The 23,588-nt window shown below is 58.1% G+C and carries 25 protein-coding genes; 14 read left to right on the forward strand and 11 right to left on the reverse strand.

Annotated features, from left to right (window positions below; all coding sequences use genetic code 11):
- Positions 1-14 precede the first annotated feature (14 nt).
- The 4 genes from BMY44_RS16810 to BMY44_RS16825 are packed head-to-tail and all read left to right on the forward strand — an operon-like array spanning position 15 to position 2,989.
- Positions 15-347, forward strand: coding sequence for a cupin domain-containing protein (locus tag BMY44_RS16810; RefSeq protein WP_089997041.1), 333 nt, complete (start codon positions 15-17; stop codon positions 345-347).
- Between the two features lie 36 nt (positions 348-383).
- Positions 384-1,265 (forward strand): NAD(P)-dependent oxidoreductase, encoded by an 882-nt coding sequence (locus tag BMY44_RS16815; RefSeq protein WP_089997042.1) that lies wholly within the window; start codon positions 384-386, stop codon positions 1,263-1,265.
- Positions 1,266-1,308: 43 nt separating this feature from the next.
- Complete coding sequence (locus BMY44_RS16820; RefSeq protein ID WP_089997043.1) at positions 1,309-2,052, forward strand: SDR family NAD(P)-dependent oxidoreductase; 744 nt, start codon at positions 1,309-1,311, stop codon at positions 2,050-2,052.
- A 13-nt stretch (positions 2,053-2,065) separates the two neighbouring features.
- Complete coding sequence (locus BMY44_RS16825) at positions 2,066-2,989, forward strand: sugar kinase (RefSeq protein ID WP_207510575.1); 924 nt, start codon at positions 2,066-2,068, stop codon at positions 2,987-2,989.
- On the opposite strand, the gene BMY44_RS16830 is transcribed toward BMY44_RS16825, so the two are convergent.
- From BMY44_RS16830 to BMY44_RS16870, 9 genes are all read right to left on the reverse strand, one after another.
- Positions 2,986-4,716: an ankyrin repeat domain-containing protein gene (locus BMY44_RS16830; RefSeq protein ID WP_089997045.1), complete on the reverse strand. Its 1,731-nt coding sequence runs from the start codon at positions 4,714-4,716 to the stop codon at positions 2,986-2,988. The genes BMY44_RS16825 and BMY44_RS16830 overlap by 4 nt on opposite strands.
- Before the next feature lie 185 nt (positions 4,717-4,901).
- The gene (locus BMY44_RS16835; protein ID WP_089997046.1) at positions 4,902-5,459 is read right to left on the reverse strand and encodes a hypothetical protein; all 558 of its coding nucleotides are present in this window, start codon (positions 5,457-5,459) and stop codon (positions 4,902-4,904) included.
- A 103-nt stretch (positions 5,460-5,562) separates the two neighbouring features.
- Positions 5,563-6,915 (reverse strand): S41 family peptidase, encoded by a 1,353-nt coding sequence (locus tag BMY44_RS16840; RefSeq protein ID WP_089997047.1) that lies wholly within the window; start codon positions 6,913-6,915, stop codon positions 5,563-5,565.
- Between the two features lie 12 nt (positions 6,916-6,927).
- The gene (locus tag BMY44_RS16845) at positions 6,928-8,040 is read right to left on the reverse strand and encodes a murein hydrolase activator EnvC family protein (RefSeq protein ID WP_089997048.1); all 1,113 of its coding nucleotides are present in this window, start codon (positions 8,038-8,040) and stop codon (positions 6,928-6,930) included.
- Complete coding sequence (gpmI, locus tag BMY44_RS16850; RefSeq protein WP_089997049.1) at positions 8,040-9,551, reverse strand: 2,3-bisphosphoglycerate-independent phosphoglycerate mutase; 1,512 nt, start codon at positions 9,549-9,551, stop codon at positions 8,040-8,042. The genes BMY44_RS16845 and gpmI overlap by 1 nt, the downstream gene beginning before the upstream one ends.
- Before the next feature lie 104 nt (positions 9,552-9,655).
- Positions 9,656-10,126 (reverse strand): 23S rRNA (pseudouridine(1915)-N(3))-methyltransferase RlmH, encoded by a 471-nt coding sequence (gene rlmH, locus BMY44_RS16855; RefSeq protein ID WP_089997050.1) that lies wholly within the window; start codon positions 10,124-10,126, stop codon positions 9,656-9,658.
- Positions 10,126-10,491, reverse strand: a complete 366-nt coding sequence (gene rsfS, locus BMY44_RS16860; RefSeq protein ID WP_089997051.1) for a ribosome silencing factor — start codon at positions 10,489-10,491, stop codon at positions 10,126-10,128. Before rsfS ends, rlmH begins: the two co-directional genes overlap by 1 nt.
- 221 nt (positions 10,492-10,712) lie before the next feature.
- Positions 10,713-11,708 carry a hypothetical protein gene (locus BMY44_RS16865; protein WP_089997052.1) on the reverse strand — a complete coding sequence of 332 codons (996 nt, stop codon included), beginning with the start codon at positions 11,706-11,708 and terminating at the stop codon, positions 10,713-10,715.
- Positions 11,709-11,832: 124 nt separating this feature from the next.
- Positions 11,833-13,167, reverse strand: coding sequence for a mechanosensitive ion channel family protein (locus BMY44_RS16870; RefSeq protein ID WP_089997233.1), 1,335 nt, complete (start codon positions 13,165-13,167; stop codon positions 11,833-11,835).
- Positions 13,168-13,374: 207 nt separating this feature from the next.
- On the opposite strand from BMY44_RS16870, the gene BMY44_RS16875 reads away from it, so the two are divergent.
- Entirely contained in the window at positions 13,375-13,656 is a 282-nt protein-coding gene (locus tag BMY44_RS16875) for a hypothetical protein (RefSeq protein WP_131801636.1), read from the forward strand.
- Positions 13,657-13,701: 45 nt separating this feature from the next.
- On the opposite strand, the gene BMY44_RS16880 is transcribed toward BMY44_RS16875, so the two are convergent.
- Positions 13,702-14,316: an SOUL family heme-binding protein gene (locus BMY44_RS16880; RefSeq protein ID WP_089997054.1), complete on the reverse strand. Its 615-nt coding sequence runs from the start codon at positions 14,314-14,316 to the stop codon at positions 13,702-13,704.
- Positions 14,317-14,558: 242 nt separating this feature from the next.
- Here BMY44_RS16880 and leuC point away from each other — a divergent pair, with 242 nt between their 5' ends.
- From leuC to BMY44_RS16920, 7 genes are all read left to right on the forward strand, one after another.
- Positions 14,559-15,965, forward strand: a complete 1,407-nt coding sequence (gene leuC, locus BMY44_RS16890; RefSeq protein WP_089997055.1) for a 3-isopropylmalate dehydratase large subunit — start codon at positions 14,559-14,561, stop codon at positions 15,963-15,965.
- A 69-nt stretch (positions 15,966-16,034) separates the two neighbouring features.
- The gene (locus BMY44_RS16895) at positions 16,035-16,565 is read left to right on the forward strand and encodes an HdeD family acid-resistance protein (protein WP_089997056.1); all 531 of its coding nucleotides are present in this window, start codon (positions 16,035-16,037) and stop codon (positions 16,563-16,565) included.
- Positions 16,566-16,593: 28 nt separating this feature from the next.
- On the forward strand, positions 16,594-17,073 hold the full coding sequence (locus tag BMY44_RS16900; RefSeq protein ID WP_089997057.1) for a hypothetical protein: 480 nt from the start codon (positions 16,594-16,596) through the stop codon (positions 17,071-17,073).
- Positions 17,070-17,534, forward strand: a complete 465-nt coding sequence (locus BMY44_RS16905) for a hypothetical protein (protein WP_089997058.1) — start codon at positions 17,070-17,072, stop codon at positions 17,532-17,534. The genes BMY44_RS16900 and BMY44_RS16905 overlap by 4 nt, the downstream gene beginning before the upstream one ends.
- A 133-nt stretch (positions 17,535-17,667) precedes the next feature.
- Positions 17,668-18,273: a 3-isopropylmalate dehydratase small subunit gene (gene leuD / locus BMY44_RS16910; RefSeq protein ID WP_089997059.1), complete on the forward strand. Its 606-nt coding sequence runs from the start codon at positions 17,668-17,670 to the stop codon at positions 18,271-18,273.
- A 273-nt stretch (positions 18,274-18,546) separates the two neighbouring features.
- Positions 18,547-19,482 carry a hypothetical protein gene (locus BMY44_RS16915; RefSeq protein ID WP_242650588.1) on the forward strand — a complete coding sequence of 312 codons (936 nt, stop codon included), beginning with the start codon at positions 18,547-18,549 and terminating at the stop codon, positions 19,480-19,482.
- Positions 19,479-20,498 (forward strand): endonuclease/exonuclease/phosphatase family protein, encoded by a 1,020-nt coding sequence (locus tag BMY44_RS16920; RefSeq protein WP_242650600.1) that lies wholly within the window; start codon positions 19,479-19,481, stop codon positions 20,496-20,498. Before BMY44_RS16915 ends, BMY44_RS16920 begins: the two co-directional genes overlap by 4 nt.
- Here BMY44_RS16920 and BMY44_RS16925 read toward each other — a convergent pair.
- Positions 20,433-21,347: an NAD-dependent epimerase/dehydratase family protein gene (locus tag BMY44_RS16925; protein ID WP_242650589.1), complete on the reverse strand. Its 915-nt coding sequence runs from the start codon at positions 21,345-21,347 to the stop codon at positions 20,433-20,435. The genes BMY44_RS16920 and BMY44_RS16925 overlap by 66 nt on opposite strands.
- A gap of 84 nt (positions 21,348-21,431) precedes the next feature.
- Between BMY44_RS16925 and BMY44_RS16930 the strand changes: the two genes are divergently transcribed.
- Together BMY44_RS16930 and leuB are read left to right on the forward strand one after the other, a co-directional pair.
- Complete coding sequence (locus BMY44_RS16930) at positions 21,432-22,316, forward strand: LysR family transcriptional regulator (RefSeq protein WP_089997061.1); 885 nt, start codon at positions 21,432-21,434, stop codon at positions 22,314-22,316.
- Between the two features lie 58 nt (positions 22,317-22,374).
- The gene (gene leuB, locus BMY44_RS16935) at positions 22,375-23,478 is read left to right on the forward strand and encodes a 3-isopropylmalate dehydrogenase (RefSeq protein WP_089997062.1); all 1,104 of its coding nucleotides are present in this window, start codon (positions 22,375-22,377) and stop codon (positions 23,476-23,478) included.
- The last annotated feature ends 110 nt before the right edge of the window (positions 23,479-23,588 follow it).

Raw genomic sequence — 23,588 nt, forward strand, 5'->3', positions numbered from 1 at the left:
GCGTGGAGACACAGATGACCGTTAAGAATTATTTTCCAGAAGACGAAAGCGAGCGTGTCGCGGTGGACGCGGGGCTTAGCCGCAAGGTGGGCGCACACAACGACAATTTGATGGTGGTCGAGGTTCATTTCGACAAGGGCGTCACCGCGCCGCTGCATCACCATCCGCACGAGCAGATCACCTACGTCATGTCGGGCAGGTTCGAATTCACGATCGGCGATGAAACCTACATCGTCGGCGCAGGTGACTCGCTCTATAAACAACCCAATATCGAACACGGCGCGACCTGCCTTGAGGCCGGTACGCTTTTGGATGTCTTTACGCCGCGCCGCGATGACTTCCTTTGATCCATTGGACACCAGAAACGCATCGGAGAACGCGCCATGACCAAACCTGTGATCGGTTTCATCGGCCTCGGCCTAATGGGCGGCAATATGGTCGAGAACCTTCAAAAGAGAGGTTTCGAACTGGTCGTAATGGGCCGTAAGAAAGATGCCGTCGCCGCCGTCGTGGATCGCGGCAATGCGCGCGAGGTATCGACACCCAAGGAACTGGCCGAAGCCAGCGATATCATCATGCTTTGCGTCACGACCTCTGACGTTGTTGAATCGCTCGTCTATGGCGACGACGGTATTCTGGCAGGTATCAAGGAAGGTGCTGTGCTGATCGACTTCGGGACGTCCATCCCTGCATCCACCCGCAAAATCGGTGCGGACCTTGCTGCCAAAGGTGCGGGCATGCTCGACGCGCCGCTTGGCCGCACCCCGGCACACGCAAAGGACGGTTTGCTGAACATCATGGCGGCTGGCGACAAGGAAACCTTTGATAGGGTGAAACCAGTGCTCGACGAACAGGGTGAGAACGTATTCTACCTTGGAGCACTTGGGGCTGGACATGTCACGAAGCTGATCAACAACTACATGGGCATGACCACCGTCTGCGCGATGAGCCAGGCATTCGCCGTCGCCGATCGCGCCGGTGTGGATCGCGCACAGCTTTTTGACATTATGTCTGCGGGCCCGTCAAATTCGCCTTTCATGGGATTTTGCAAGAAATACGCCGTCGACGGTGTCAGCGATCTTGGCTTTTCGATCGACAATGCCAACAAGGATTTGCGCTATTTTCTACAGATGGTCGAAGACATGGGCACGCAGGCACCGATCGCCGAGGGGGCATCGCATGCCCTTCAGGCCGCTGCCGACGCGGGCATGGGAAGCGGCAACGTGCCCGAAGTCTTCGACTACTTCATGAAGTTGAAGCGCTAGCCCAAGACCGCATTGTACGAGCCGAACAACAGGAAGGACGACCATGAAACTCGCCGGAAAAACGGCCATCGTCACAGGTGGTGGACGCGATATCGGAGCCGCTGTGGCCACGAAACTTGCATCCGAAGGTGCAAATATTGCGATTAGCTATTTTGAAAGCTCAAAGGGTGCTGATGCGGTTGTCGCCAAGATCGAAGGGGCAGGCGGCAAGGCAATCGCCGTGCAGGCCGATCTGAACACGCAAGACGGTGTGAACGCGTTGGTCGGGGCCACGGTCGACGCCTTTGGTGGTGTTGATGTGCTCGTCAATAACGCTGGCGGGCTGATCGCGCGCAAGACCATTGCCGAGATGGAGCTTGCCCATTGGGAAGCGGTCATAACGCTGAATGTGACGTCGACCTTCATGATGACCAAGGCCTGTCTCGCCCATTTGAAGAGCGGAGCAATCGTGAATATCGCCTCTCAGGCGGGGCGCGACGGGGGTGGCCCGGGTGCCGTGGCCTATGCGACGGCCAAAGGTGCTGTGATGGCCATGACGCGCGGGCTGGCCAAGGAACTTGGCCCCGACATCCGCGTCAATGCGCTGTGTCCAGGAATGATCGACACCGATTTTCACAACATCCACACGCCGGATGCCGGTCGTCGCGGGTTCGAAGCAAACGCGCCGCTCAAGCGTCAGGGTCATGTAGACGATGCCGCAAACCTCGTGTTGTTCCTTGCCTGCGATGACAGCGCATTCATGACCGGCACGAATATCGATATCAACGGCGGTATGCTGTTTTCTTAAAAGGTCCATGATCATGCGTGTTCTGGCGATTGGCGAATGCATGGCCGAACTGGCCCCAACCGACAAAGCCAGCGATTTCCGCTTGGGTTTTGCGGGCGATACGTTCAACACGGCATGGTATCTCGCCCGATGTGCGCCGGATGTGCAGGTGTCTTATCTGACAGCCGTAGGTGATGACGCGATTTCGGAAAAGATGCGCGCGTTCATGCGCGAGAGTGGCATCGGCGATCGGTTTGTACAGGTTTCGCCCAATAAGACCGTTGGCTTGTATCTGATTTCTCTCGATCAGGGAGAGCGCAGCTTTTCATATTGGCGCGGACAGTCCGCAGCTAGGACGTTAGCTGATGATCCGGCTTTGCTGGCTGATGCGATGGACAACACCGATCTCATCTATTTTTCGGGCATCACCTTGGCGATCCTTTCGCCTGACAGCCGCGCAACCCTTCTCGCTGCGCTTCGCGAAGCACGGGCGGGCGGGAAATCAATCGCATTCGATCCCAATTTGCGCCCAAGGCTTTGGACATCGGACAGCGAGATGACCCAAACGATCATGCAAGGTGCAGCTGTCAGCGACATCGCGCTCCCCTCATTCGAAGATGAGGCGGAATGGTTCAATGACGCCAGCCCTGAAGCGACTGCGGCGCGCTATCGCAAGGCGGGTGCGACCACAATCATCGTTAAAAACGGTGCGGCACCAGTGCGCTACGTCAAAGGGGACGAAAGCGGTGAAGTGACCGTAACCCCAGTCAAAAAGATCGTCGATACGACCGCAGCAGGCGATAGCTTCAACGCGGGTGTATTCGCGGGCCACGCTTCAGGTGCAGCAATCACCGACTGCATCGGCTATGCCTGCGCCCTGTCGCGGGTGGTCGTGCAGCAACGCGGCGCGCTCGTGTCGGTTGATCTGTCCAGTTTGCCAAAGATCAAAGTGACCTAAGTTGCCGTTGCTTGCAGCAATGCAACGATGTCACCATGTCCTTCGTCCTTGGCATATTCTACAATGGTGCGGCCTTCATCATCCGCAATCGTCGGGTCGGCACCGCGGTCAAGAAGCATCTGAACGACCTCTGTCTTGCCGTTCACGGCTGCAAACCAAAGCGGCGTCGCCCAGTCGCGTTCGTGGCGTTCCTGCGGGCCGGTACGGACAGAGCGGAAACGCGCATGCACGAGAGTAGCGTCCTCTGACAAAGCGGATTCAACAAGATCTTTGCGCCCCATCGCGGCGGCCGCAAATATATCCATCGGACTTGCAACCAGAATTGCCGCTGCTTCGTCCTGAAGGCCGTGCATCGCGTGCACAAATGGCGGTGTATTGTAATCTGGATCGCGCATCGCCGTGTCGGCCCCTGCGTCGATCAAGGCGCGAATGACCTCGACATGCCCGTTGATGGCCGCCACATGCAAGGGGGTGCGTGTTCCAGCGCGGCTCAGTTCGAACCCCAGCCGGATCATCGTCTGCACGGCGGCAAGGTTGCCGTTCCCCGCTGCCTCCCGCAGAAGCTCCCGTTCCGTATCCGGCTCTGCCCCCAAATGAACAACGGCGAGGCGGCTGGCTGTCTCGAAGTCGCCTTGCATGCAGGAAGCCTGAAAGGCCTGCCGCCCGTCAAGAGGGTCAGCACGACCGCCCTTGGCTTTGATCAACGCCGCAATCTCTGGCATCCCGCGCATCAAGGCCACCTGATAGGGCGTGTAACCGACCGTATACGTTGGATAATAATTGTTATCAGGTGAATTGATATCGACTCCGTGGTCGATCAACAGGCGCGCGCGGTCGGCATATCCCCATCGCAACGCGATAATCAGCTGGAAATGCATGGTGCGATGATCCGCCGGATTGCGGTCAGGCTCGGTCAGCCACCAATCCGATGGGTCGCTGTCCTTCAGCCCGTACTCCAGCATCAATTCAAGATGCGTGTTGTCCGGACTGAAGCAACGGTTATAGGCCCCCTGACTGTCGTTCGGGTTCGCACCCTTGTCCAAAACGGCGCGCGCAAAGCGCACCATCTCGGGATGTTCTGGCAGACGCGCCTTGCCACCTTCTCCATCACCGAAAATACCGGTCAACACAGAAAACCGATAGGTTCCGCCCCACATGTAATGGGCATTTGGGTCAGCTCCGGCATCCAGCAGAACCTGACCAGCCGGATAGGTCGAAACGTAGGGAAGGCGGGCATAGGCGGCGTACATCAAAGGTGTCCATTGAAAGGGGCCGCCCTTTCGATCCACGGAACGCGGATCTTCTGCCACCATCTCGCGCAGCGCCTCTACATCACCAACAGCCGCCGCCGTATGCACCGAATGCCGTGCGATTTCGGGATACATCCGCAAGACCTCTGCTGCGTCCGCGAAGTTTTGTGGACCACGGGTGTTGTCAGGCCCGTAGTGCAGACACGCCAGATCAAGAAAGTAGTTGGCTCGTTGCTCTGTCTTGGACGCATCCGGCGAACCGGCTTCAACATGGTGTTTCAGCTTGGTCCAGCTGGAAAACCCGTGATCCCGCGCAATGACAAGCTGGGCTTGCTGAAGCGAGATTTGCGATGGATCGCCGAAATAGGGCCCAACCTGCGCGAGTGCGTCTAAATCATTCGCCCGCGCAGATCTTAGCAATCTCTTTGCTTGCTTCTTGAGATGCTCTAGCGACGGGCGTGCTGGAAGAACGGGCATAAAAGCCTCCTTTCATAAGTCCGGTATCCGCGCCCTCGGACCTGAAAGAAGGTCAGCGATAGGTCGTCGTTCCAAAAAGTCAGATAGGCTTGGCCCTTCCCGCGGATCGGTCGCGCCCTGACGCGCCGGTCGACGATAGCATGGATTGCAGCGGGCAGCCAATCTTGGGGTTCGTTAAAGCGGGACTATTCGAATAAGTAGAAATCTCGCACGATATTCCACATCCATGGGGTCGTGTCAGGGTGGGCTGTTTTGATGGTCTGTACATAGCTGTCTGAAAAGAAGCCCGCCCATGCGTTGGGGAAAGACGCAACGAACGATGGCTCCAACAACAGCAACGCGAAGAACCCTGTCATTGCCGATCCGTATTCGATTAATGATCGGTATCGTAAGACCAGCGCAAAAATTACAAAAATCAGACAACCGGCAAATACTGATCCATTGGTCTGGAGGTTCGGCCCCGTAAGCCCCATGTCACTTGCGATATGGAACATGAACAGCTTGCCGCAAAGGATCGCGAAGACCCCTGCGAGGAATGCGACCGTCATGAAAAGCAGGAAGTTCTGCAGCCGGTACTCATACACAGGGCTGAAAGGACCCCCGGACTGCGCGAGCGGCAGCTGCTTTTTGGTGTTGCGACGACCATATGGCGGTGAATCAGCGTCAAGCCGCCCGTCTCGGGCAGCTTTGGTTCGGCTTAGAAAATCATGAAGCCGCGCGCGTGATCGATCAGTGGCTGACAATTTCAGGTCCGCTCAAAGTTGTACCCAGCATTCCTATCTCAAGAACTGGGCCAAATTTTGGCGGAACGATGGACCGGGGACATGGCCCCCGATCCATGATTGGTTACTGGCCGTTCGATACTTCCTGCGGACCCAGAGCGTTCAAACCTTTCAGAATATCAATGGCATAGGCCAACTGATAATCCTCTTCCCGCAGTTCTGCGGCAGCTTCTGCACGGGCGCGATCTTCCTCGATCTGGCGAATCTCATCTTCGGACAAGCTGTCATTGTTCAGTGATCCGCGCAGGTCCGCTTCTGACCGGAACCGTGGTGAAGCCTCTTCTTCCGCATCCTCGGGATCGGGTTCGCGACGCGGCTGTTCCACGATGATGTCGGGCGAGATACCAAGTGCTTGGATAGAGCGCCCCGACGGTGTGTAGTAGCGGGCTGTGGTGATACGCATCGCGCCTTCACCCTGCAGCGGCACGACCGTCTGGACAGAGCCTTTGCCGAAGGATTTCGTTCCTACGACAATCGCGCGGCGGTGATCCTGCAAAGCACCGGCAACGATTTCTGATGCCGAGGCAGAACCGCCGTTGATCAAGACGACAATCGGCTTGCCCTGCGCCAGATCACCCGCGGTCGCATTGAAGCGGTCGCTATCCGCGAGATCACGGCCACGGGTCGAAACGATCTCGCCGGCATCTAGAAACGCATCGGACACGTAAACGGCCTGATTGAGAAGCCCACCTGGGTTATTTCGCAGGTCGATGACGATCCCGTCGATATTTTCGATTCCGCCAGCTTCAGCGATCTGTTCAGCCAGCCCTTCCTGCAGATTCGGGAAGGTCTGTGCGTTAAATGTGGTGATACGCAGCACGACGGCCTTGCCTTCCGTGCGGGTACGCACGGCGGTAAGTTTGATGGTATCGCGGATAATAGAGACATCGAAGGGTTCGACCTCCCCGTCACGCACGACGGTGATGATGACTTCCGACCCGACAGGCCCGCGCAGCAGTTCAAGCGCTTCATCAAGGGTCAGGCCCAGCAGACCCTCGCCATCGACTGCGGTAATGAAATCACCGGCTTCCATGCCAGCTGCTGCCGCTGGGGTGCCATCAATGGGTGACACGACCTTCACCCAACCCTCTTCCTGCGTGACTTCAAGTCCAAGCCCGCCGAATTCCCCGCGTGTCTGGACGCGCATATCGGCGGCATCCTCGGCAGACAGATAGCTGGAATGCGGGTCAAGCGACGTCAGCATGCCGTTGATCGCAGCCTCGATCAGTTCTTTCTCGTTGACCTCTTCGACATAGCCGGACCGGATCCGCTCGAAAATGTCCCCGAAAAGATCAAGCTGCTCGTAGACGTTCACATTCTCTTCGGCTTCCTGCGCAAGCAAGGGGCCAGCGATTTGTGTGGTCCCGACCAGACCAAGTAACGTGCCACTCGCAGCGGCGATCATCAGCTTTTTCATCTTCAATCCTATCTAGTCCAGCACGAACCACGTGGCTGGGTCCACGGGACTTTGCCCTTCCCTGACCTCAAGATAAAGGGTCTCCGACGCCGCAGTTGGCGTTGTTGCATCATTTTCAGTCAAAATCACGTTAACGCTGGGCGCTTCCCCGCCCATCAGGCCAATTGGCGCGTCCGCAGGAAGGACCTGCCCAACTGTGCCATAAACCTCTGCCAACCCGCCAAAGACAAAAAGGACGTCCGGCGCGGGTTCGACGATAACGACGTTGCCGTACTCCAGCAATGGCCCCTGAAACAGCAGAGTCGCGGGAACGGGGGTTGTGACAAGCGCCCTTGGTCGTGTGGCAAGGATGACGCCCGGGCGCGTGATGCCCGCTGCGTCGGCCGCATTGAAACCGCGCAGCACTTGCCCTTGCACAGGCAGGGCCAACGATCCCTTCGCTGCGCGTGCATCTGTCCCGCCCGGTTGGTTCAGGAACGCGTCTGTCAGACCGCTTGCAAAGCCATCCAGCGTTTCAGTGCTGGCGATCAGCAACGCGGTCTGAATGGGATCATCGGTAAAGCGTCGGGGTAGATCCGTGCGATCCGAAATCGCTTCGCTCAAGGCGGATCGGGCCTCTTGCGCGCCAGCCAGTCCCTGTTCCAGCGTTTCAGCAGCGCTCTCCTGCAGGCTGCGCAGCAAGGCGACCTCTTCCAATTGCGCACGCAGCGTGTTGACCTCGGCTTGCAGTGCAGGTGTGACATCCGCCGCGATCATCCCGGCACGTGCGGTGCCAAGGGCTCCATTGGGGTGTAGCAAGGACAACGGGCCGGATGTTTGACCGGTCGCCTGCAAGACGCCCAGCAGTTGCCCAACCTCGGTGCTCTTCGCATCCAGCGTTGCCCTGAGGGTCTGTTCCCGGATGGCCGCGCGGCGCAACCCGTCGCGCATCGCGGCCAACCCGTCCTCGTAGGCGCGCACGGTCGCGGTCAGTGCCCGCACTCGGTCACGTGCGCCGCCGGCTTTCGACAACTGCACGGATGCAGCTTCCAGCCGGTCGGCAGCGGCCTGCGCCGCGGCACCGGCGCTGTCCTGTGCAGACGTCGGGGTGGCCAGGCAAAAAAGGCAGGCCGCAAGGCGCAGCATCAGTCGATCAAGCTTTCGCCGGTCATTTCTTCCGGCTTTTCAAGGCCCATCAACTGAAGGATGGTCGGGGCGAGATCGGCAAGGCGACCGTCATGCAATTTTGCACGCTGCGGGCCACCGACCAATACAACAGGCACGGGGTTCAGTGTATGAGCAGTATGGGGGCCGCCGGTTTCAGGGTCGATCATTGTCTCGCAGTTGCCGTGATCGGCCGTGACAATCATCGCACCACCAACAGAGTCCAGCGCTGCCAGAACCTCGCCCAAGCCGTGATCGACGGCTTCGCAGGCTTTTTTCGCCGCTTCCAGATCGCCGGTATGGCCAACCATATCGGGGTTAGCATAATTCGTGACGATCAAGTCATAGCCGTCCTTGATTGCCTTGACAAAAGCTTCGGTCACCTCGGCTGCGGACATCTCTGGTTGCATGTCATAGGTTGCGACTTTCGGTGATGGTGGCATATGGCGATCTTCGCCCTTTTCAGGTGTCTCGACACCGCCGTTCAGAAAAAATGTGACGTGCGGATATTTCTCGGTTTCGGCAAGGCGGAACTGGCGCAGACCCTTCTTGGCGACCCAGGCACCCAGTGTGTTCTTGATCTCGCGCTTGGGGAAAACGGCCGGATACCACGCTGTGTGACGGTCGGAGTATTCAACCATGCCAAGTCTTGCGGCCAACTGTGGCATCTCGCGCGGAAAACCCTCGAACTCAGGATTGGCGATGGCTTCGAGAATTTCGCGGGCACGGTCAGAGCGGAAGTTAAGACAGAACAGCCCGTCCTCTTCGCGCAGTCCGTCGTAATTCGCGATGACCGTGGCGGAGATAAACTCATCGGTCTTGCCCGCTGCGTAGGCCTGTTCTATAGCGGCTTTTGGGTTCTCCGCCTTGTCGCCTTCGCCATGGACGATCGCATTGAAGGCGGTTTGTACCCGGTCCCAACGGTTATCGCGATCCATGGCAAAATAGCGGCCCGTGACGGTGGCAATTTTTACACCTTCCGGCAGCATCTGGATCAGCTTGGCCATGTAATCATGGGCAGATTGCGGGGCTACGTCACGCCCGTCGGTCAAGGCATGGACGACGACGGTGATGCCTTGCATGTTCAAAAGATGGGCCACGGCGGCAATGTGATGGTAATGACCATGCACACCCCCGGCAGAAACGACACCCATCAGATGCGCCCAGCCACCGGTCTGCTTGAGCTTTGCAGCAAACTGCACAAGGGCCTCTGCCTGCGCAAAAGATCCGTCTTCAATCGCAAGGTCGATCTGGCCAAGGTCCATGGCGACGACCCGCCCAGCACCGATATTGGTATGTCCCACTTCCGAATTGCCCATCTGCCCTGTCGGCAGACCAGCATCCTTGCCATGGGTCACCAACTGTGCGCTTGGGCATTCTGCCATGATCCGATCGAAATGCGGCGTGTTGGCAAGTGCGGGGGCATTACCCTCTGTCGTTGGGCCAATACCCCAGCCATCCAGAATACATAAAACAACCGGTTTTTGTGCCATGCGCCCGCTCCATCGAATGTCTGCCGCCTGCTTAGCGCACCTGCGTCAGACACGAAACACCCCGGCCTGTCTTTCTTTGTCCAATCAAACTTTCCCCGAAGGGTCTACACCCGATGATAGGGCGCGCCCGACAGGATCGACGCGGCCCGGTACAGCTGTTCGGACAGCATCACCCGCACCAGCTTGTGCGGCCAAACCATCTTTCCAAAGCTCACGGAAAAATCCGCCTCCGCCCGTAAAGCAGGATCAATGCCGTCAGCGCCACCGATAAGAAAGGTCACATCGCGGCCCTGATCGCCCCAGTCGCTCAGTTTCCGCGCGAAATCCGGTGACGTCAGCAGCTTGCCACGTTCATCCAGCGTCACAAGCAAATCGCCCTTTGGGATTGCCTTGCGCAACAGTTCGGCCTCGGCAGCCATACCGCCGCCCTTCTTGTCTTCGACTTCGTGTTCGATGAAAGGGCCCCAGCCCAGCGGGCGACCGGCGCGGCAGAACCGGTTCATATAGTCATCGGTCAGGGCACGTTCTTCCGATCGGGCTTGCAGCCGACCGACCGCACAGACGGTGACGCGCATCAGGTCGCCTTAGCGACCTCGGATGCAGGCTGCCACATCTTCTCGAGCTGATAGAACTCGCGCACTTCGGGACGGAAGATATGAACGATGACGTCACCGGTATCGATCAGAACCCAGTCGCCGATGTCCTTGCCTTCGACCTTGGAGATGATGCCATAGGCCTGCTTCATGCGATCGACCAGTTTCTCGGCCATCGCGCTGACCTGGCGGGTCGAACGGCCGGAAGCGATGACCATATGGTCGCCGATCTCGGACTTGCCGCGCAGGTCAAAGCTGACCACGTCTTCGGCCTTGTCGTCGTCCAGTGATTTCAGGATAGCAGCGAGCAGGGCGTCGCTGGTGGCGGTTTGCGTGGCCTGTGTCATGTCCGGCCCGCGCTTGGCCGCATGTGCGGCCGAGGTGGATAAAGACAGTTCATTGTCCTCCAATGTTGAGCTCCGGTGTATCGCCCCGGAACAAGGCATACCCTACAATAACACGGATTTGCGCAATCTCAACGGGTGACAGCCTGTGACGCGGTGTTCGTCCAGCGATCAGGCGGAAACCGGCACTTCCGTATCCGGCGAATTGGCCGGTTCCAGACGCCTCAGGCGATCCGCAGCACAGGTGCAAGTCGGCGCAGCAGTGTGACCACCAAAGGCAGCAACAGATAAGCCGCCGTCAATCCGGCCCAGATTTCAAACGTCCATGGTGTGTAGTCTGTCGTATTGCCAAGGGCGGTACTGACATACCCGTACCCTTCGGCCATGGTCTGCACTTCGGCCAGCATCTGCTGTGGTGCGGATTGCACGAATGCCAGCGTCGCCTCTTGTCCGAAGGTCATGTAATGCCACGGCAACCAGAATCCGGCAGCGCCGGCAATGCCGCCAACGATTGATACGATCAGGGCTTTGGCAAGGCGCATGTGCAGCTTGGTGTACAGCAGCCCTGCCGCAAGTGGCGGGAACAGCGCGATCTGCAGCGGCAATTCGTAGGCGACCAAATAAGGGTATGCGTAGACCGCGCCAGCCGCGATTCCAAAGCTCAACAGCGGTTGCAGAAAAAGATGCTTTGCCATCGGATCGGCAAAGTCGGGATGGATGTCGAACGGATTGTGTGGAACGCGCGCGGCCTTTTGTTTGGACAAGGATGCCAGCAGCGGAACTGCTGCAAAAAGGGCCGTCAAACCCACCCAGAATTCGAACATATAGCCGCGCAGATCGAACGTTTTGCCGAAGGATTGCACGCTGTAGGATGTATCCGCGAAAGCGGCCTGTAGTTGCGCGACTGTCGGCAGCCCGTCAAACCGGGCCTGAATCCAAAGGCCCCACATTCCGATGACAAATGCAGCGGCAAACAACACAGCAGCGAACATGCGCTGCCCACGTTCATAGGATACATGTGTGGTGAGAAGAACCAGCGCGATCACCAGACCAAGGCCAAGGCCCGCGCGCCCGGTCATATCTTTAATCTGCGGCATATATTCACTGAACGCCCAGCCCAAACCGGCAGCGATCAGGGTGAAAACGGCAAGGCGAAGGGGGAATGGCCCGCGCGGGGAAAGCCCGGATTGGGGATCGTTGATCAAACCACTATAAGTCATGTCCTGTCCTTGAATGCCTGTAAACGAACGCGTAATCCGCCCAGCAATACATGGAAATCGGGCACTTCGATGGGCAGGAAAGGGCGAGAGTGTGGCAGCCCGCAGCCGTCAGGCAGGGATTGGATCAGTCCAGCGCCCCATGCCTGATCTGCGATCCTTCGAGCATTGTCACTTCGCGCTGCGGGAACGGAATCGAGATGTCGTGTTCCTTGAACGCATCCCACAGCGCCAGATACACGTTGCCGCGGATGTTGGTCAGGCCACCTGTCGGGTCCTTGATCCAAAAGCGCAGGATGTAGTCGACGGAACTGTCGCCAAACCCGACGATGTGACAGACAGTAGGGCGGAAACTGAGCACCCGGTCAACGCTTTGGGCAGCCTCGATCGCGATCTTGCGCACGTCGTGGGGGTTGTCGTGATAGGCCGTGCCGAAATAGATATCAAGCCGCACGAAATCGTTGGAATGGGACCAGTTGACCACCTGACCGGTGATCAGGTCTTCGTTCGGAATCAGATATTCCTTGCCGTCGCGGGTAACGACCGACACGTAACGCGCGCCAAGCGAATTGATCCAGCCGAAGGTATCGCCGAGGCTGATAACGTCCCCAGGTTTGATCGACTTGTCCAGCAGGATGATGACGCCGGACACAAGGTTCGACACAACCTTTTGCAGACCAAAACCAAGGCCGACACCGATCGCACCGGACAGCACAGCAAGGCCCGTCAAATCGATGCCGATGGCCCGTACGCCGATGAAAAACGCCGCCGCATAAAAGGCGATCTGCATGATCTTGACGATCAGCACCTGCATCGACGGGCTGATATCCTCGTTCGTGCGGATCCGGGCAGCGGTCGTCGTGGTGATGAATCGCGCAGCGGTCACCAATGCGCCAAGGATGACAATGCCCTGTACCACCAACAGCATCGAAATCCGGAATTCACCGATGGAAAAGCCAAGGCTGTCCAGCAGCTGTTCGGCCTCGCTTACAAGGCCAAGGATATAAAGTGTGACGTAAATCCAGGCGCCGTAACGCACGAATTTACGCAGAAAGTTACTTTTGATCAGGCGGGTGACGAAAACGACGATAAGCCACGCAAGTGCCAGTGTGCCGATCACGCTCAGTAGGTAACTGCGACTGGGCCAGGTGATTTCGCGCATTGCGAAAATGACAAGCCAGATCAGCAGCACAAAGAAGATGGCGCGCAATCGCTGGTGGACGACGACCAGTACGCGCATTCGCCATTTCGGCCAATTCTCGCGGCTACCCATCCATGCACGGATGCGTGGGCCCAGCACAGCGCGCAGCAACTGCGCGACGACAAGGACGGCGATAGCGATCAGGACCTGATACAGGTTCCACGTGCGAAACAGGCTCAGCAGAAAGACTTCGGCCTGTGAAATCAGGGACTGGCCGACAACGACAACCTGTTCCAACGCAACGTCGGGCGACGGTGGCATACCGTCTGGTGGCGTGGCCTCAGGACCTTGGCCTGCAATCACATCATCTGGTCCGGTCGTGCTGACGTGTCGCGACATTGGTGCCCTTTACCTGCTTTTTCAAAGTTTTGCATGGGCGCTGGCAACGTTCAAGCACTGGTCTGGTTCCGCAGTTCGGATAAGAGTGAGGGACAAGAAAAGCCACCTCTTACGAAGGAACCGACAAAGATGACCCGCATGAACCCGATTTGGATCGCAATCCTTTATTGTGCGGTTAGTTTTGTCATTCTGTTCACCACGTTGGGCGTCCACAAATACTTCATTTTTTCCGGAATCTATATCTGGGCGGCAATCGTCGTGCCAACGTTCCTGATCCCCGGTCTGATCATTTACTGGCGCATACGTTTCAACCAGCTGCACTGGCTCTACGGAGTGGTCGGATGTCTCATGGTCGTGGGGATTTCGTTTCTGCACATGCTGTTCGTCGTTACGGCGTCTGCGACTGTCTGATGCCGGCACCCACGCTGAACAACGCGACTGGGCAACAAACTGCAGTTACTCAATCGGCAGGGCCACCTCATTGCGCCGCTGCCATGGCAAGGTCAGGGGATCATCGTAGATCAAATATTGTGCTGGTCCCGTGATGTTCAGCCCTTCACGGGCGGCATAGGCCCGCAATTCTGCCTCTTTCGCGACCAGTCGACCAGACCCGGCCCAGCCGCTGAACCGCACGGCGACCTGCCTGCCTGGATGCGACATGACAAAGCGGATCGCGTCGTTTTTTGGTTCGGGCAACGTGTCCATCGTGTATTGCGATGGCATCATGAATTGCACAGTCCAAAGCCCGTCACCGCCCGTCTGCGTCACAGGAGAGGTCATTGCGATGTTTTCGGCTGGCGCTTGCGCAACGGGCGATGTCATCGCGACATTCGCCGCACTGGTGTTGCCGCCAAAGATGTATCCGGCAAGGATCTGAAATCCCTGCCGCAAGGCACCGGATTGGCTCGACCGCACCGTCACTTCGGCCATCAAGGCGGGCTCATACTGGCGGATTTCGAACGAACCGTCCTGTTCCAATACGCTGTATTGCGGGGTTTCGTATTTGCCGTAGGTCTCAGCCACGGCGGGACAGGCCAGCGCGAGGGCGGCAATCAGGACAAAGGATTTCATCAAAATGCTCCATTTAGCCTTCATACGCAGGGGATCGGCTAGTCGATCACTCTTGCGGGACTCATGGAGTGGGTATATCTGGATGCCATGACACCGATTTTCGACATGGATGACCGCGCGCGCCTGCCTTGGCGCTTTTATGGTGCCGATTGCACCATTCTCGCCCACCTATGATCGTCCGGCCCCGAAAAGGGCCTGCCATTCCCCACGCTTGAAACGCACATAACCAACGGGAGAGGACCATGTCCCCCAAAACGCTCTATGATAAAATCTGGGATGACCACGTCGCGCACGAGGCAAAAGACGGCACCTGCCTGCTTTATATTGACCGCCATCTTGTTCACGAAGTGACAAGCCCGCAGGCCTTTGAAGGGCTGCGCATGGCTGGCCGGTCTGTCCGGGCCCCCGACAAGACGATCGCTGTTCCCGATCACAACGTCCCCACGACGCTGGATCGCGCAAATGCGGCAACCATGACTGAAGACAGCCGCGTTCAGGTTGAAGCGCTCGATAAGAACGCAAAAGACTTCGGTATCCATTATTACCCCGTCTCTGACGTGCGTCAGGGAATCGTCCATATCGTCGGCCCTGAACAGGGCTGGACGCTGCCGGGCATGACGGTCGTTTGCGGCGACAGCCATACCGCGACCCACGGTGCTTTCGGGGCGCTTGCCCATGGCATTGGCACATCCGAAGTGGAGCATGTTCTGGCCACGCAAACGTTGATCCAGAAGAAATCCAAGAACATGAAGGTCGAAATCACCGGCAAACTGCGCCCCGGCGTGACGGCCAAGGACATCACCCTGTCCGTGATTGGCGAAACCGGCACTGCCGGCGGCACAGGCTATGTGATCGAATACTGTGGCGAAGCGATCCGCGATCTGTCCATGGAAGGGCGCATGACCGTCTGCAACATGGCAATCGAAGGCGGCGCACGCGCAGGACTTATCGCGCCGGACGAAAAGACGTTTGAATACTGCAAAGGCCGCCCGCACGCCCCGAAAGGGGCCGCTTGGGAAGCTGCCGAAGCCTACTGGCGCACGCTTTATTCCGATGACGACGCACATTGGGACAAGGTCATTACGATCAAGGGCGATGACATCGCCCCTGTCGTCACGTGGGGCACATCGCCTGAAGACGTGTTGCCAATCACCGCCCATGTCCCCGCCGCGAGCGATTTTCAGGGTGGCAAGGTCGGTGCGGCGCAACGTTCGCTCGACTATATGGGTCTGAAACCCGGCACGCCATTGAACGAGATCGAGATTGATACGGTCTTTATCGGGTCCTGCACAAACGGGCGCATCGAAGACCTGCGCGCTGCTGCGGCCATTCTGAAAGGCAAGAAAAAGAAGGACGGTCTGCGTGCGATGGTCGTTCCGGGATCGGGGCTTGTGCGCGCACAGGCCGAAGAAGAAGGACTGGCACAAATCTTTATCGACGCCGGTTTCGAATGGCGCCTTGCAGGCTGTTCCATGTGTCTTGCGATGAACCCCGACCAGCTGGCACCGGGCGAGCGCTGCGCGGCAACGTCCAACCGCAACTTCGAAGGCCGTCAGGGCCGTGGCGGGCGCACGCATCTGATGTCGCCACAAATGGCGGCTGCCGCCGCAATCACCGGTAAACTGACGGATGTGCGGGAACTGATGTGAAACAGATGCAACAAAACCGGCAGTTCGTTGGTTTCTTTCGTGAACTATTCACACGAAAGGAGACGGATCATGCATGGTCGCATCTTACATATCGTTTCTGGAATCGTCCTTATGCTGGGCGGGCTGCTGGCATTTCTGCTGCCGCAATTGGCGTCGTTGACGGCAACGTTGATCGTAGGCTGGTCATTCATTCTGGCGGGGGTGCTTCATATCGTCGAAGCTTTCCGCGAGTCCGAAGATCGGCTGTGGAACGGCGCATTCGGAGTGTTGGGCGTTCTGCTCGGCTTGTCGTTCCTGATCAATCCGTTTGGCGGCATGGTGTCGCTGACCATTGTGCTTGGCGCAGCGTTTTTTGCGTCGGGCATTATGCAGCTTTACCTTGCTGGCAAGCGGTTCAGAACATACTCGATCTGGATGCTGGCGATTTCAGGCATCGTTTCTGTCGCGCTCGCGGTCATGATTGCCTTCAACCTGTTCACGGCAGCCGTCACGGTGCCAGGTATCCTGCTGGCGATCGAACTGATGACCACAGGGATCGCGCTGATCATGCTGCGCCCGGACGCGCGCAAACAGACAGACCCAGCAACCGCCAGCGTCTGACGTCCATTGCTCGGAGGCTGCGGACCTCATGAAACGCCGCAGCTTCCTCACCGCACTTGGTGCGGCTATCGCTATGCCTGTCTTGCCATCACTTCCTGCCGCTCAGGTGGCCAGCTTTAATCGCTACACCTACGGCCTTGCTGTATTTCACGCACGTACCCGTGCGCACGTCAGTGCGCGCGGGATCGCACACTGTCTGAAGGTCAGCGTCCCACAGGCCGAAGCAATGATCGCTGAAATGGCGCGGAACGGTCTGGTCAAGCCAGTCTTCGGCGGCCCGAACGTGCGCGCTGTTAGCAACATCCTGAAACCGGATACATGGGGGCTGGACAAGGCCGCACGACAGGCGCGCGCCCAAGTCCGCAAGGATCGCATTGCACCCCCCAGGACAGCGCACAAGTCACTGACGCTGGAAACAGACCTCAGTCGCCTGATCGCACACTTGCGTCAGGTTTGCCGCGATCAAGGCATGACGCTGAGTCCCCGTTGCACAGGAGCGATCGCATGAAGCGCCGCAGTTTCCTTGGCCTGTTCAGCAGTGCGGTTGCCGCACCGCTTTTGCCCGGCGCAACCGTTGCAGCTGCACCAGCGACTTACAGTAAGGCCGCGCTGCATGGGGCCATCATGCACGCACAGACCCGCGGATCGTTCAGCGTTTGGGGGCTTGCGCAAGCGGTCAAAGTACCGGTCGCGCAAGCAGAGGTGCTGATGCAGGACCTCGCCAAGCGCGGCATACTCGGGCCGCTTCAGGGCACGACATTTGGCGGACGCTGGGCGACTAGCCGGATACTGGTGCGCGAACACATCGGCCTTGCCAAATCTGTCCAGACCGCTGCCCGCAAGATTGTGCATGGCGGATCGAAGGCGGGGTTTGCGACCCAGAATTCGGCCATGATGGCGCATCTGCGCAATCTGGCAGACCGCTACTTCGCAGCAAAGATCGGAGGTAAACATGCCGTTTCCAATTGAAATGGATGCAAGCCTTGCACAGTTGGCCTCCAGATGCAGAAAATTCAAAAGACCTGACCGCCGCGCGCGGTCTTAGACTCCACATAACTTTGGATGCGACATCCCGCGTCCCCTGACCGAAAGGATCGGAACAATGGATAAATTCGACAAGCTGAGTGGCATCGCCGCGCCTATGCCGCTGGTAAACATCGATACAGACATGATCATTCCCAAGCAGTTTCTGAAAACGATCAAGCGGTCCGGGCTTGGCGTGAACCTGTTTGACGAAATGCGCTATGACGATGACGGCAAGGAAATCCCCGACTTTGTCCTGAATAAACCGCAGTACCGCGATGCGGAAATTCTGGTGGCCGGCGAGAACTTCGGCTGCGGGTCGTCACGGGAACATGCGCCATGGGCAATCAAGGACTTTGGCATTCGCTGCGTGATCGCGCCGTCCTTCGCGGACATCTTCTATAACAACTGTTTCAAGAACGGCATCTTGCCGATTGCGCTGCCGCAAGAACAGGTCGACGTACTGATGAAAGACGCAGAAAAGGGGTCGAATGCCCGGATCGAAGTCGACCTCGAAGCGCAGACGATCACATCTTCGGATGGCGACGTCTTCACGTTCGATGTCGACAGCTTCAAAAAGCATTGCCTGATGAACGGTCTCGATGACATCGGTCTGACGATGGAAAAGGCCGCTGCGATTGACACATTTGAAGCGCAGGCAGGTGCTGTGCGCCCTTGGGTTTAGGGAATTTTGCCGGGCGACGCGGCCCATCTGCGTCGCCCGGCACAACAATCCGTACTTAGCAAACCGCATTAGTACGCATACTGTCGATAGTCTGAAAATCTGTATTTTGTAGGGTGTTGGCCAATCTCCACCATCCGCAGTGGTGAAGCACGAGCCCGCCACACCGATGCGCCGAAATGGTTGCAATGCTGCACCACCCGCGTCGCAAATCTGCCCCAGTTCTTACCAAGATATGAACCCACGGTTGCGACATTTAGCAAACTGGGCAAAATTATGACGACAATGAGGCAACCTGCCAAAGCGCAGGATCAGAACGGCACAAAGACGCGGCGACGTACTGCGACTGGCCGGAATGAGGGTGAGAACGCAGTGCTATCCAGACTGCCAGGTGCAATTCTGCGCGCGATGTTGGTCGTGCTATTGATCGTGACGCCTTCCGTCATGCTCCCGATGACCTTTGCCGACAGCCATCTGACTGTTACGCTGATCGCGCTTTTTGCAGCCCTGTTCACGCTGGTTGAATATACATCCGCAAGCCCGAGTGTCGTCGAATTCCGGTCGGCCCCGCCGTTTAACCGTGTACGCTATGCCGCCTTGTTCATCACTGTATTCATGCTGTCCGTTCTTCTGACGCACGAAAACAGCGGCGATACGTTTTCCCGCTTCTTTTACCTGATCGGAGAACGTGTTGGGTCCTCGATCGATTTTCCTTATTCGCCAGTGCGCCTGTTTCTTTTGATGATGCCCGCTGATACCAGTCCCGGTACGCTGGCAGCGATGCGCACAGCCGCCGGTCTCAGCTATCTGATTTCTCTCATCTCTATCGCGGTCTTTGTCGTAATGCTGCGAATGCGCCGATGGCCCAAGCGGAACGGCAGCTTCAATGTCTGGGTAAACCTGCCCCGTTTTGATCCGACAGCGGGTGGCGACGTCGTTGCCCGCCTGAATCGTGACAGCTCTGTTAACCTGATCTTAGGCTTTCTGCTGCCATTCCTGATCCCGGCAATCATCAAGATTGTCTTTCTGTTTGGCGGCAACTTCACACTTGATGACCCGCAAACGCTGATCTGGGCGGTCACCGCATGGGCGTTCTTACCTGCCAGTCTCTTGATGCGCGGCGTCGCCCTGTCTCGCGTGGCACAGCTGATCTATCAGCAGCGCAAGAAGGCATATGCGCAGGCTTTGGCCGAAGGGGCATTGCCTGCCTGATCGGCCTGATTGCCGCCGCACCTGCATTTGCCGATCCTATCCGCATCGCCACCTTCGCCGCGCCGCTCAGCCGCGATGGTCCGGGACTTTTGCTGCGTGACCTCGGGCGTGAAGACGCCCAGATAGACGCGATTACTGCGATCATCTCGACGGTTGATCCCGATATTCTGCTGTTAACGGACGTAGATCATGACCACGACGGTCTTGCCCTGACCGCCTTGCGCGAAAGGTTTGGCTACCCGCATCAGTTCGCGACGCGGCCCAATAGCGGACTGATGACGACCCTCGACCTTGACCAGAACGGCAAACTTGGAGAGGCGCGGGACGCCCAAGGGTATGGCCGTTTTCCCGGTGATGGCGGTATGGCGATCCTGTCCCGTTGGCCGATTGGAAACGTCACTGATCTTTCTGATCTTTTATGGCAGGACATGCCCGGTGCCACACTGCCGCAAGAGTGGCCAGCAGTGGTGAACGCCCAACAGCGCCTGTCTTCGGCGGGCCATTGGATCGCCCCGGTCCTGCATCCGGAGGGGGCAATCACGCTCATGGCGTTTTCTGCCACGCCACCGGTTTTCGACGGCCCCGAAGACCGCAACGGGCTGCGCAATCGGGACGAGCTGCTGCTCTGGTCACATATTCTGGATACGGAAGAGCTGGAAAATTTCGTTATCCTCGGCAATGCAAACCTTGATCCAAGCGACGGGGAAGGGCTGCGCGATGCGATGGCGGAATTCCTTGCTGACCCGCGCCTGCAAGACCCTGAACCGATCAGCGACGGGGGGAACGTGGCCGCCAATCCGACGCACGTCGGCGATCCCGCCCTTGACACGGCGGACTGGCCAGAGGACGGACCAGGTAATCTGCGCGTTAGTTATGTCCTGCCGGATGCTGACTGGATTGTCGCCGATGCGGGTGTGTTCTGGCCCGCACCGGATGATCCGCTTGCCGACCTACTCGGCAGCGACGGCCTTGCCGCTGGACCGCACCGATTGGTCTGGGTTGATATCAGCCGGTAGGCCCACGCACATCACGTCCGCCAAAGGGGTCGGACGAAAGTCCGGCAAAAGCTCATCGAACTTTCCCGCGCCAAGCCAGTGATTCAGGCTGTAGAGATAGCGCATTTCCAACATTTCGCGCGCCAATTCAACAAATGGCGAAGCAAGGCGGACAGCCCACCACGGGAACGATGTCACCTTGAAAGCCATGCCAGTTGTCGCCTCGACCTGCGATTTCAACTGATTGAGCGTAAAGCTGTGACCGGGAAACGCGATATCCTCGAAGCTCGAAAGGCTGTCCCGCTTCTCTGCCAGCATGCGTGCCGCGCGGGCCCAATCGGGTACATAGGCATAGGCCTGCATGGCATCCGCGTTACCCGGACTTGTCAACTTTTTGGACGCCGCGGCGCGCATGATCAGCATCGACATGATATCGCCATTGCCATTCGGATCGATGAAATTGCCAGCGCGCAGCACGATCGTCTGCACGCCGGACGCGCGATAGGCATCCTCCATTGCGATCCTGATGCGGCCTTTGCGGGTGTGTGCCGCTTGCGGTGTGGTTTCGTTCATCTCGCCTTCATGTCTGCCAAAGTTATAGACGTTCCCCGGCAGTATGACGGTCGCACCGCTTGCCTTTGCCGCTGCGATCACCTGATCGGTGATCATGGGAATATTGCGCGCCCAGTCGCGGTAAAGCGGTGGATTCAGCCCGTTCACGATGACATCGGCCCCCATGGCCGCCGCCGTCATGTCGTTTGTGCTGCGGTCGTAGTGGCGCACGCGCCAACCTGCATTCCAGAACGCATCGGCGGCATGTGATCCGATCTTTCCGTTTCCACCAAGAATAAGAACTGTCTGTGACATCATTGATCTCCTTTGTTGCACTCACAATTGGCTATTCGTAGAGGAATGGAAATTGACCATCATTGTATATCGTGTATTCATATCTGAATGATAAACCAGCTGGATTGGTCTTTGGTGCAGGCGTTCCTCAGTGTTGCTGAAACTGGCAGCCTGTCGGCCGCTGCGCGGGAACTGGGAGCAAGCCAGCCCACACTGGGCCGCCAGATCAAACAGATTGAAACGCAGCTTGGGGCGACCCTGTTCCGCCGCCAGCCGCGCGGGTTCACGCTGACGGAAACGGGGGCCGCCCTGGTCGCGCCAGCTCGCGCCATGCGCGAAGCAACACAACAGATGGCCCTGATTGCCGCCGGTCAACAAGAAGCATTGCAAGGCAGTGTGCGCATCACCGCCAGCACGGCGACATCCTGCTACCACATGCCCTCGATCATCGCTGCGATCCGCACTGCAGAGCCCGAGATCGAGATCGAACTTGTCCCATCCGATGACACGCGCAACTTGCTCTACCGCGAAGCTGACATCGCTGTGCGCATGTACCGCCCAACACAGCTTGACCTGATCACGCAGCACATTGGGGACATCACCCTCGGTGTCTTTGCTGCGCAAAGCTACATCGACCGCCGGGGGATGCCGGAAAGGGGCGCGCTGATGCACCATGACTTTGTGGGATTTGATACGAACCCGGCCATTCTTGACGGCATGCAGCAGGCAGGGTTCGAAGTGGATCGCACGTTCTTTGGTGTGCGCTGTGATGACAACATCGCCTATTGGGAATTGGTGCGGGCAGGGTGCGGGATTGGTTTTGCACAGGCGTGCGTCGGGCGCGCCGACCCATCGGTGCGGGAACTGGATTTCGGCTATCCCCTCCCGGCCTTGCCGATCTGGCTGACAGCCCACGAAGCGATGCGCCAGACCCCGCGCATCCGACGCGTCTGGGATCTGCTGTCAGAAGGTCTGAAACCGTTGGTATCTTGAACCTCGCGCCCAAGCGGGCTAGGGCGATGCCAACAGTTTTCAGCCAAGGATGCGTCCCATGTCGAACCCTTCTCTCTTGATCCTCGCCGGTGACGGCATCGGCCCCGAAGTCATGGAAGAGGTAAAGCGCGTCATCGGATGGTTCGGTGAAAAGCGCGACCTGAAATTCGACGTATCCGAAGACCTTGTCGGCGGCGCGGCCTACGACAAACATGGCGTGCCGCTGCACGACGACACGATGGCCAAAGCACAAGAGGTAGATGCCGTACTGCTGGGTGCGGTTGGCGGTCCGAAGTATGACGACCTTGATTTCTCAGTAAAGCCGGAGCGCGGTCTGCTGCGTCTGCGCAAGGAAATGGACCTGTTTGCAAACCTGCGGCCTGCCCAGTGTTTTGACGCGCTGGCCGATTTTTCGTCGCTCAAGAAAGATATCGTTGCAGGTCTCGACATCATGATCGTGCGCGAACTGACGTCTGGCGTCTATTTCGGCGAACCGCGCGGCATCCACATCGAAGACAACATGCGCGTTGGCATCAACACGCAGCGCTATACCGAAGCCGAAATCGAACGCGCTGCCCGCGCTGCCTTTGATCTGGCGATGAAGCGCAACAAGAAGGTCTGTTCGATGGAAAAGGCCAACGTCATGGAAAGTGGTATCCTGTGGCGCGATGTCGTCACCGAAGTGCACGCTGATTATCCGGACGTGGCGCTGTCACATATGTACGCCGACAATGGTGCGATGCAGCTGGTGCGCGCGCCAAAACAGTTCGACGTGATCCTGACGGACAACCTGTTCGGCGACATCCTGTCCGACTGCGCTGCAATGCTCACCGGATCGCTTGGCATGTTGCCATCCGCGTCTCTCGGTCTGCCCATGGCGAACGGGCGTCCAAAGGCGATGTATGAACCGGTCCACGGGTCGGCCCCGGACATCACCGGTCAAGGCAAGGCAAACCCGATCGCCTGCATCCTCTCTTTTGCCATGGCACTGCGCTATTCCTTCGATCAAGGGGCAGAGGCAACGCGGCTAGAGAAAGCCATCGAAAAAGTGCTGGCAGACGGTGCGCGCACGGCCGATCTGATGGGCCCCGAAGACGGCACACCGATCAGCACGACAGAAATGGGCGACGTGATCCTCGCCGCTTTGGACGCCAGCCTCTAGGCAGTCGTGCCGAATTGCCAAAGGCCGCCCCAAACAGGGCGGCCTTTTTCATGGCGCATAGGTGGATTGCAAAACAAAACCTTTACCTCCGCGCGCCTAGAGTTTTAGGA

Origin of the sequence: Cognatiyoonia koreensis, from assembly GCF_900109295.1 — a bacterium.
Taxonomy (GTDB): domain Bacteria; phylum Pseudomonadota; class Alphaproteobacteria; order Rhodobacterales; family Rhodobacteraceae; genus Cognatiyoonia; species Cognatiyoonia koreensis.

Excerpts from the sequence above, each read along its gene's own strand:
- BMY44_RS16875 (WP_131801636.1), top strand. The coding sequence starts at position 13,375 with ATGACCCGCATGAACCCGATTTGGATCGCAATCCTTTATTGTGCGGTT.
- BMY44_RS16845 (WP_089997048.1), bottom strand. The coding sequence starts at position 8,040 with ATGCTGCGCCTTGCGGCCTGCCTTTTTTGCCTGGCCACCCCGACGTCT.
- BMY44_RS16915 (WP_242650588.1), top strand. The coding sequence starts at position 18,547 with ATGACGACAATGAGGCAACCTGCCAAAGCGCAGGATCAGAACGGCACA.
- BMY44_RS16825 (WP_207510575.1), top strand. The coding sequence starts at position 2,066 with ATGCGTGTTCTGGCGATTGGCGAATGCATGGCCGAACTGGCCCCAACC.
- BMY44_RS16870 (WP_089997233.1), bottom strand. The coding sequence starts at position 13,167 with ATGCCACCGTCGCCCGACGTTGCGTTGGAACAGGTTGTCGTTGTCGGC.
- BMY44_RS16830 (WP_089997045.1), bottom strand. The coding sequence starts at position 4,716 with ATGCCCGTTCTTCCAGCACGCCCGTCGCTAGAGCATCTCAAGAAGCAA.
- BMY44_RS16930 (WP_089997061.1), top strand. The coding sequence starts at position 21,432 with ATGATAAACCAGCTGGATTGGTCTTTGGTGCAGGCGTTCCTCAGTGTT.
- BMY44_RS16905 (WP_089997058.1), top strand. The coding sequence starts at position 17,070 with ATGAAGCGCCGCAGTTTCCTTGGCCTGTTCAGCAGTGCGGTTGCCGCA.
- rsfS (WP_089997051.1), bottom strand. The coding sequence starts at position 10,491 with ATGACACAGGCCACGCAAACCGCCACCAGCGACGCCCTGCTCGCTGCT.
- BMY44_RS16865 (WP_089997052.1), bottom strand. The coding sequence starts at position 11,708 with ATGACTTATAGTGGTTTGATCAACGATCCCCAATCCGGGCTTTCCCCG.
- BMY44_RS16840 (WP_089997047.1), bottom strand. The coding sequence starts at position 6,915 with ATGAAAAAGCTGATGATCGCCGCTGCGAGTGGCACGTTACTTGGTCTG.
- BMY44_RS16895 (WP_089997056.1), top strand. The coding sequence starts at position 16,035 with ATGCATGGTCGCATCTTACATATCGTTTCTGGAATCGTCCTTATGCTG.
- BMY44_RS16815 (WP_089997042.1), top strand. The coding sequence starts at position 384 with ATGACCAAACCTGTGATCGGTTTCATCGGCCTCGGCCTAATGGGCGGC.
- leuD (WP_089997059.1), top strand. The coding sequence starts at position 17,668 with ATGGATAAATTCGACAAGCTGAGTGGCATCGCCGCGCCTATGCCGCTG.
- leuB (WP_089997062.1), top strand. The coding sequence starts at position 22,375 with ATGTCGAACCCTTCTCTCTTGATCCTCGCCGGTGACGGCATCGGCCCC.
- BMY44_RS16900 (WP_089997057.1), top strand. The coding sequence starts at position 16,594 with ATGAAACGCCGCAGCTTCCTCACCGCACTTGGTGCGGCTATCGCTATG.
- BMY44_RS16820 (WP_089997043.1), top strand. The coding sequence starts at position 1,309 with ATGAAACTCGCCGGAAAAACGGCCATCGTCACAGGTGGTGGACGCGAT.
- leuC (WP_089997055.1), top strand. The coding sequence starts at position 14,559 with ATGTCCCCCAAAACGCTCTATGATAAAATCTGGGATGACCACGTCGCG.
- BMY44_RS16925 (WP_242650589.1), bottom strand. The coding sequence starts at position 21,347 with ATGATGTCACAGACAGTTCTTATTCTTGGTGGAAACGGAAAGATCGGA.
- gpmI (WP_089997049.1), bottom strand. The coding sequence starts at position 9,551 with ATGGCACAAAAACCGGTTGTTTTATGTATTCTGGATGGCTGGGGTATT.
- BMY44_RS16810 (WP_089997041.1), top strand. The coding sequence starts at position 15 with ATGACCGTTAAGAATTATTTTCCAGAAGACGAAAGCGAGCGTGTCGCG.
- rlmH (WP_089997050.1), bottom strand. The coding sequence starts at position 10,126 with ATGCGCGTCACCGTCTGTGCGGTCGGTCGGCTGCAAGCCCGATCGGAA.
- BMY44_RS16880 (WP_089997054.1), bottom strand. The coding sequence starts at position 14,316 with ATGAAATCCTTTGTCCTGATTGCCGCCCTCGCGCTGGCCTGTCCCGCC.